This is a genomic window from Pseudomonas sp., assembly GCF_036387035.1.
Classification (GTDB): Bacteria; Pseudomonadota; Gammaproteobacteria; order Pseudomonadales; family Pseudomonadaceae; genus Aquipseudomonas.
Window position 1 is genome coordinate 1 of record NZ_DASVUM010000119.1, and the last position, 8,380, is coordinate 8,380.

Here is an 8,380-nt window from a genome sequence, read left to right on the forward strand (position 1 = left end):
GGTGATCAAGGTCAACAGCAACCAGCGCTACGCCACCAACAGCGAAACTGCCGGCTTCTTCCGTCACCTGTGCATGGCCGAAGAAGTACCGGTGCAGAGCTTCGTCGTGCGCAGCGACATGGCCTGCGGCTCAACCATCGGTCCTATCACTGCCGGTCACCTGGGCGTGCGCACCGTCGACATCGGCCTGCCGACCTTCGCCATGCACTCGATCCGCGAACTGGCCGGGAGCCAGGATCTGGCGCACTTGGTGAAGGTGCTGTCGGCCTTCTATGCGAGTACGCAGTTGCCCTGACGGTCAGAATCATCCACGTTGTGGCGGCTGCCACAACGTTAGATGGTTAAGGCGCTCACCTTTTGTTTAACCAACGTTCATCGAATTTCTATATCGGGCCCTTGCCGCCCCCACCCTGTCACGCCATTAACAAGCGGCTTATCTCCATTCGCAATGGTCTCTATTGCAACAACGTCTGATCATCTCCGTTTTTGCCGTAGACCAAAATCGCGGTGCCGGACTATAGTTTGAGCTCACTACACAATCATGCAAAAGGAACTGCATAATGAGTCAGCCAGACACTCGCAAAACACCTAACATAATCCCCGTCATCGTTGGCGTTGTCGACGGCAACCTCGGGTACGTTGAGCGCGACGGCATCACAAGTAACCGAAGTATGCACTTTATGCTGGTAGGCACTTCAAGCCCCAATTGTCAAGTCGAAGTACATTTCAAAAAAAATGAAGGTGAGTGGCTACCCCAGCCTGGTATTATCGTCAATGCCAAGGGCTCATGGCATATGGCTTACAGTCTGTCTACGGGCGATAGCGGGTCTTTTAAAGCGAAAGATCCGCAGTCCGGTGAGTGGTCCGATATTTATAAAATAACTGTATTACCAGACGGCTTAGGTGAAGCCAAAGGTACGTCCGCAGTATAACTCGCCACAGGGGCGTACTGCTTAAGTTGCCCCTTCTCTTCACATCAGGACTTTTTAGAGCAACGTATCAGCGATCACACGTGCGCCGCTCCAACCGCTGACGTCATTCACCTGCATTTAGTAATTAACGATACTACAGAAAGTGAATGTGCTCTGTTCACCGCCTTCGCTGACAATCTCCAATTCCCCTCGCCACACCCTCGTTCCACTCGTAAACTTGGTCGCCTCTGCTTGAGCCTCACACGGTGACTCCAATTGCCCGGTCTCAAGCGCACGTTTAGCCGAGGTTCGTTTCCAGGTGATCGCTCCCACCCGCCTTTCCGTTCTGCCCCGCCTGTTCCTGCTTTGCCTGTTGGCGCTGTTCCCTTTTGCGCTGACGCACGCTGCCGGGTTGCCGAGTCTGCTTGGCGGGGGCGACAAGGCTCAGCCTCAAGCTCAGGAGCCGTTGGGGCAGTCACTGGACGAGGTCATCACTTCGCTGGAAAACGATCAGCAGCGCAGCAAGCTGCTTGAGGACTTAAAGAAGCTACGGGACGCCACGAAGAAGGCGCAGCCGACGGTGGAGCAAGGCGTGCTGGGCCTAATCGGCACCTCGTTTGCCGAACTGGAAAAGCAATTCACCGGCGCGGACAGCCCCCTCAGCCGCTGGGCGGACGAGGCAGCGCTAGCGGAGGACGAGTTGGTGGCGCTGATGTTGCCGGCAAACCAATGGTGGCCAATCATCTGGGGCTTTGCGGTGGTGCTGGCGATCTGGGGCCTGCTGGCGGCGGCGTTGATCTGGCTCGGTCACAAGGTGCGATTGCGTTTCGGCCTTTCTGCCGAGCTTCCGCAACATCCGCGTCCCTCCGACATGCTGCGCTTCGCGTTGCGCAAGCTGGGCCCCTGGCTGGTGGCGCTGGTCATCACTATTTACCTGAGTTATTCGCTGCCGCCATCGCTGGGCCGGGATCTGGCCATGGTGCTCGCCTACGCGCTCGTCATCGGCACGCTGTTCTCGGCGGTCTGCGTCATCGCGTTTTCGCTGCTGGACGGGCCGCACCGGCATCGGGCGCTGTACATCCTGCGTCACCAGGCGTTTCGGCCCCTGTGGTGGATCGGCAGTTTGGCGGCGTTCGGCGAGGCGCTGAGTGATCCGCGTCTGGCCGCCAGCCTTGGGGTGCACCTGGCCCACACTGCAGCCACACTGGCCAATGTCATGGCCGCCCTATCCACAGGCTTGTTCATCATCCGTTTCCGCCGTCCAATCGCTCATTTGATCCGCAACCAGCCGCTGGCACGCCGCCTCAAACGTCGCGCCCTGAGCGACAGCATCGAGGTCCTCGGCACGTTCTGGTATCTGCCGGCGCTGGTGCTGGTGGGCGTTTCCCTGTTCGCCACGTTCTTCTCCGCGGGCGACACCAGCACTGCGTTGCGTCAGGCCCTGATCTGCACCGTGCTGCTGGTGCTGTGCATGGTGATCAACGGCTTGGTACGGCGCCATTCACTCCGCCCAAGCCACGGCCACAAGCGCCATGCGCTGTATTCGGACCGCCTGAAAAACTTCTTTTACACCGTTGTGCATATGCTGATCTGGCTGGTGTTCATTGAGCTGGGCCTGCGCGTCTGGGGGTTGTCACTGATCCGTTTCGCCGAGGGTGACGGCCACGACATCAGCGTCAGGATCATCGGCCTTGCGGCCACGCTGATGTTTGCCTGGCTGATCTGGATTCTCGCGGACACGGCGATCCACCATGCGCTGACCCGCTCGCGCAAAGGCCTGGCCAATACCCGCGCGCAGACCATGATGCCGCTGATTCGCAACGTGCTGTTTGTGACCATTTTCATCATCGCGTTGATCGTCGCCCTGGCAAACATGGGCATGAACGTAACCCCTCTGCTGGCCGGTGCCGGCGTGATCGGTCTGGCGATCGGTTTCGGCGCTCAGTCGCTGGTGGCTGACCTTATCACCGGGCTGTTCATCATCATCGAAGACTCGCTGGCCATCGACGACTATGTGGACGTCGGCGGCCACCTGGGCACCGTGGAGGGCCTGACCATTCGCACCGTGCGTCTGCGCGACATTGACGGCATCGTCCACACCATCCCGTTCAGCGAGATCAAAAGCATCCAGAACTACTCTCGGGAGTTCGGTTACGCGATCTTCCGTATCGCGATCCCCGCGAGCATGAACATCGACGACGCACTGAAGATGGTCCGCGACGTCGGCCAGAAGATGCGCACGGACCCGCTGCAACGGCGCAACATCTGGTCGCCGCTGGAGATTCAGGGAGTGGAGAGCTTCGATGCCGGCAATGCCATTCTGCGCGCACGCTTCAAGACCGCGCCAATCAAGCAATGGGAAGTGTCGCGAGCGTTCAATCTGTCGCTCAAGCGCTATCTGGACGAAGCCGGAATGGATTTGGCGACGCCGCGCCTGAATGTACAGGTCAGCACCAGTGGCGGGCGCGTGAACAAGGTACGCGGTAAGAATGACGACGCGGCGGTATAAGCCGGCCTAGATGTCCGCCACCACAGCACTCACATGAATCGCGTCATGGCGCCAGTACTCAAGGTCACAGTCAATCAGGCGCCCGGTTTGGTCATGATTGACCCGGGCGATGCGCAGGCCCGGGCTGCCCATGGACACCTTAAGCGCGCCCGCCGCTTGCACGGGTAGCGCCGTGGGCACCATCTCGAAACGCACCTGACCGTAGCGGATGTCGTAATGACGGGCGTAGAGCTCGGTCAACGACTGGTTCAGGTCCAGTTCCAGGATTTTCGGGAAATAATCGGGGTTGAGGTAGTGCTCGACGTAGAGCACCAGCCGCTCATCAATCCGCCGGGCGCGGCAGATCTGGATCACGCTGGACAACGCCGGCAATTGCAGCAGTTCGCAGATCACCGCCGACGCTGGTTGCAGGCGTGCGGAGATTACCTGAGTGGCTGGCACTCGCCCTTGCGCCTCGACCATGGCGTGGAAGTGGCTGCGGCGCATCAGGTCATAGGCCAGTCGCGGCGGAGAAATGAACCATCCACGCCGCTCCTCGCGGTAGATCAGCCCTTGCGCTTCGAGCTGCACCAGCGCCTCGCGCAATGTGATGCGCGTAGTAGCGAAGACCTCGCTCAATTTGCGCTCAGCCGGCAACTTGCTGCCTGGCGGCAACAGACCGTGTTCGATCTGCTCTTGCAGCGCGTTGCAGATGGTCGTCACCGCTCGGGGCATTTCTTCGCGCATTGCGTTACCTATCTGGACTAGACCAGCGCTATTTAAGGGCAGGGTCGCTCGCTGACTGGCCCGTTTCGGTGCTCCAGAGCCTAGGCAGCGTAGATGACCGTTGCGTGACATTCCAGCCCGGCGCGGCCGGACTGCCGGCGCTCGCCCACTCATCAGGCCCTTTCAGATCAATCGGTTGAGCATGGTCTACGCTCATTTCACAGCGATCACCGGAGCCGGGGTTTGCAACAGCAAGAGTCGGTCCAGACACGAAAGCGTCATGTAACTGGCCTAACTTGGCTCAGGTATTGCTGACCTAGACCAACCATCCGCAACAACACTTCTGTGAGTCCGTCGAGAAGTGCACAAAGGAGCTTCGAATGAAACACCTTTTGCTGGCATCACTCTTGGGTTCGGCCATCGCGCTGAGCACTTCGGCCATGGCCGCCGACACTGACCTCAAAACACTCGAAGCCGCTGCCAAGGCCGAAGGCGCCGTTAACAGCGTGGGCATGCCTGATGACTGGGCGAACTGGAAAGGCACCTGGACCGACCTGACCGCCAAGTACGGTCTGGTGCACATGGACACCGACATGAGTTCGGCGCAGGAAGTGGCCAAGTTCGACGCGGAAAAAGACAACGCCAGCGCCGACATCGGCGACGTGGGTGCGGCGTTCGGCCCCATCGCTACCGCCAAGGGCGTGACCCAGCCGTACAAACCAAGCACCTGGGCTCAGGTGCCTGACTGGGCCAAGGACAAGGATGGTCATTGGGCGCTGGCGTACACCGGCACCATCGCGTTCATCGTCAACAAGAAGCTGCTGCATGGCTCGGACGTCCCGACCAAGTGGGCTGACCTGAAAGACGGCAAGTACAAGGTCACCATCGGTGATGTCAGCACGGCCGCCCAGGCTGCAAATGGCGTGCTGGCCGCCGCGATCGCCATGAAAGGCGATGAAACCAACCTGGCGCCAGGCCTGCAGTTGTTCACAGAATTGGCCAAGCAGAAGCGTTTGGGCATCAACAACCCGTCGATCCAGTCCATGGAAAAAGGCGAAGTGGAAGTGGGCGTGGTCTGGGACTTTAACGGCCTGAGCTACAAGGCCAAGATGACCAACCCCGACGACTACGTCGTGTTGATCCCGTCCGACGGCTCGGTGATCTCGGGCTATACGACGATCATCAACAAATACGCCAAGCACCCGAATGCCGCCAAACTGGCGCGCGAGTACATCTTCAGCGACGCCGGTCAGATCAACTTGGCCAATGGCAACGCCCGTCCGATTCGTGCCGAGCACCTGACGTTGCCGGCAGAGGTGCAAGCCAAGCTGCTGCCTAACGAGCAATACAAGAACGTAACGCCGATCAAAGACCCGGCCGCGTGGGAAAAAACCTCGAAAGCCCTGCCACAGCAGTGGAACGAGCAAGTCATCGTCGAGATGCAGTGATCCCTTACTGCTGACGCAAGCCCCTGCAGGAGTGAGCTTGCTCGCCATTCCGGTGTGCCAGTCAACCTGTCTGTCGCAGGCATACCGCGATCGCGAGCAAGCTCACTCCTACAGTAATGTTTGGCGATCCACCCTGCGGAGATGCCATGAAACACAACGTCATCCTCATTCTGCTGGACGGTCTGAGTTACAGCGTGGCTCAGCATGCGATGGGGCATCTGCTGGCCTACCGAAACGCTGGCCGGGCGGCCTTGTACAAAGTCGAATGCGAACTGCCGTCACTGTCGCGCCCGTTGTACGAATGCATTCTGACCGGTGTCACACCCATCGCCAGCGGCATCGTGCACAACCAGGTGTCGCGGCTTTCCAACCAGCGCAGCGTCTTTCACTACGCCACCGATGCCGGGCTGACCACTGCCGCTGCGGCGTACCACTGGGTCAGCGAGCTGTACAACCGTAGCCCGTTCGTGGCCGCACGCGACCGCCACAGTGACGACGTCAGCTTGCCGATTCAGCACGGGCACTTTTATTACGTCGATCACTACCCCGATTCCCACCTGTTCGACGATGCCGAGCATCTGCGAATAGCCCATGCGCCGAACTTCCTGTTTATCCACCCGATGAACATCGATGACGCCGGCCACAAACACGGCCTCGACACTGCGCAGTACCGCAACAGCGCCCGCTCCGCCGACATCATCCTGGCCGAGTACCTGCAACGCTGGCTCGACGCGGGCTATCAGGTGCTGGTGACCGCCGATCACGGCATGAACAACGACCGTTCACACAACGGCGTGCTGCCGGAAGAACGCGAAGTCCCGCTGTTCGTGCTGGGTGACGCCTTCAGCCTCAACCCCGATGCGCTGCCGAAACAGACTGAGCTCTGCGGCACGATCTGCCAATTGCTCGGCGTGCCCCACGACAAACCTGTGTGCAAAGAGGTGCTCAAGTGAACTCACAAAGCCGCGGCAAATGGCTGGGGCTGTTGTGCCTCGTGCCATTTGCGGTTTTCTTCATCGCGTTTCAGATCGCGCCGCTGGCCTGGGTGGCGATCAACAGCCTGCAGTCGGAGGCCGGCTGGGGCATCGACAACTTCATCAAGGCGTTCAACTCGCGTTTTTACCGTCAGGCCATGCAATACAGCCTGGAGGTCAGTTTCTGGTCGAGCCTGATCGGCATCGTCATCGCGATCCTCGGCAGTTATTCCCTGCGCAAAGTGCCGTCACGCCTGCGGGATTTCGTCAGCGCTTTCGCCAACATGACCAGCAACTTCTCAGGCGTGCCGCTGGCCTTTGCCTTCATCATCCTGCTCGGTTTCAACGGCGCGCTGACGCTGATTCTCAAGCAGGCCGGGATCATCGATGACTTCAACCTGTACTCGAAAACCGGCCTGATCATCCTGTACACCTACTTTCAGATTCCCTTGGGCGTGCTGCTGCTTTACCCGGCGTTCGACGCGCTGCGTGAGGACTGGCGCGAGTCGGCGTCACTGCTGGGCGCCAGCGGCTGGGATTTCTGGCGGCACATCGGGATTCCGGTGCTGACCCCGGCGCTGCTGGGGACGTTCGTGATTCTGCTGGCCAACGCGCTTGGGGCCTATGCCACGGTGTACGCGCTGACCACCGGCAATTTCAACGTCTTGCCGATCCGCATCGCCGCGATGGTGGCGGGCGATATCACGCTGGACCCGAACATGGCCAGCGCCCTGGCAATGATTCTGGTGGGCATGATGACGTTGGTCACGGTGGTGCATCAGTGGCTGTTGAAGAGGAGCTACCATGTCTCGCGCTGAAGGCCGCCCGGTCGGGCTTTACCACCGCGTCGTGGTGTACATGCTGTTTTTGATTCTGCTGGCGCCGCTGCTGGGCACGTTTGTGTATTCGATCGCCACGAGTTGGTCGGCCACGATTCTGCCCGATGGGCTGACCTACAAATGGTACGTCGCGCTGTGGAGCGATCCGCGTTTTCTGCGCGCATTCGGCCAGTCGCTGCTGGTGTGTGTCGGCGCGCTGGCGCTCTCGGTGGTGCTGATTCTGCCGCTGCTGTTCGTCGTCCATTACCACTTTCCGAAGCTCGACGCGCTGATGAACATCCTCATCCTGCTGCCCTTCGCGGTGCCGCCGGTGGTGTCGTCGGTGGGTCTGTTGCAGCTGTACGGTTCGGGGCCGCTGGCGATGGTGGGCACGCCGTGGATTCTGATCGGCTGCTACTTCACCGTGGCGCTGCCGTTCATGTACCGGGCGATCACCAACAACCTGCAAGCGATCAATCTGATCGACTTGATGGACGCCGCCCAACTGCTCGGCGCCAATACCTTTCAAGCGGCTTTTCTGGTGGTGCTGCCGAACCTGCGCAAGGGCCTGATGATCGCCCTGCTGCTGTCGTTCTCGTTCCTGTTCGGCGAGTTCGTGTTCGCCAACCTGCTGGTCGGTACCCGCTACGAAACCCTGCAGGTGTACCTGAACAACATGCGCAACAGCAGCGGGCACTTCAATAGCGCGCTGGTAATTTCCTACTTCCTTTTTGTACTGCTGCTGACGTGGGCGGCCAACCGACTGAACAAGGACAAAGACTGATATGAGCTTCGTCAGTGTCGAAAACCTGCAGAAGAATTACGGCAGCACGGCGGTCTTCAGCGACATCAATTGCGAAATCCGCAAAGGCGAATTCGTCACCCTGCTCGGCCCGTCCGGTTGCGGCAAATCCACCCTGTTGCGCTGCATTGCAGGGTTGACGCCGGTGACCAGCGGCAAGATCTTCCTCGATGGCAACGACCTGGTGCCGGTCTCGCCACAAAAGCGCGGCAT

8 protein-coding genes and 1 pseudogene are annotated in these 8,380 nt (G+C 59.8%); 8 read left to right on the plus strand and 1 reads right to left on the minus strand.

The window, feature by feature from the left end; all coding sequences use genetic code 11:
- The 3 genes and pseudogenes from VF672_RS11060 to VF672_RS11070 all read left to right on the plus strand — a co-directional run.
- Window positions 1-295: pseudogene (locus VF672_RS11060) on the plus strand (M18 family aminopeptidase); the annotation flags it as partial.
- A gap of 265 nt (window positions 296-560) precedes the next feature.
- Window positions 561-932, plus strand: a complete 372-nt coding sequence (locus VF672_RS11065) for a hypothetical protein (RefSeq protein WP_331104618.1) — start codon at window positions 561-563, stop codon at window positions 930-932.
- A 298-nt stretch (window positions 933-1,230) separates the two neighbouring features.
- Entirely contained in the window at window positions 1,231-3,420 is a 2,190-nt protein-coding gene (locus VF672_RS11070) for a mechanosensitive ion channel family protein (protein WP_331104620.1), read from the plus strand.
- A 6-nt stretch (window positions 3,421-3,426) separates the two neighbouring features.
- On the opposite strand, the gene VF672_RS11075 is transcribed toward VF672_RS11070, so the two are convergent.
- Complete coding sequence (locus VF672_RS11075) at window positions 3,427-4,146, minus strand: UTRA domain-containing protein (RefSeq protein ID WP_331104622.1); 720 nt, start codon at window positions 4,144-4,146, stop codon at window positions 3,427-3,429.
- A gap of 359 nt (window positions 4,147-4,505) precedes the next feature.
- Here VF672_RS11075 and VF672_RS11080 point away from each other — a divergent pair, with 359 nt between their 5' ends.
- The 5 genes from VF672_RS11080 to VF672_RS11100 all read left to right on the plus strand — a co-directional run.
- Window positions 4,506-5,573 (plus strand): ABC transporter substrate-binding protein, encoded by a 1,068-nt coding sequence (locus VF672_RS11080; RefSeq protein WP_331104624.1) that lies wholly within the window; start codon window positions 4,506-4,508, stop codon window positions 5,571-5,573.
- Window positions 5,574-5,719: 146 nt separating this feature from the next.
- Window positions 5,720-6,526: an alkaline phosphatase family protein gene (locus VF672_RS11085; RefSeq protein ID WP_331104626.1), complete on the plus strand. Its 807-nt coding sequence runs from the start codon at window positions 5,720-5,722 to the stop codon at window positions 6,524-6,526.
- Window positions 6,523-7,365, plus strand: coding sequence for an ABC transporter permease subunit (locus tag VF672_RS11090; protein WP_331104628.1), 843 nt, complete (start codon window positions 6,523-6,525; stop codon window positions 7,363-7,365). Before VF672_RS11085 ends, VF672_RS11090 begins: the two co-directional genes overlap by 4 nt.
- The gene (locus tag VF672_RS11095; protein WP_331104629.1) at window positions 7,352-8,149 is read left to right on the plus strand and encodes an ABC transporter permease; all 798 of its coding nucleotides are present in this window, start codon (window positions 7,352-7,354) and stop codon (window positions 8,147-8,149) included. Before VF672_RS11090 ends, VF672_RS11095 begins: the two co-directional genes overlap by 14 nt.
- Window position 8,150: 1 nt before the next feature.
- A partial coding sequence (locus VF672_RS11100) for an ATP-binding cassette domain-containing protein (RefSeq protein ID WP_331104631.1) occupies window positions 8,151-8,380 on the plus strand: 230 nt, incomplete at its 3' end.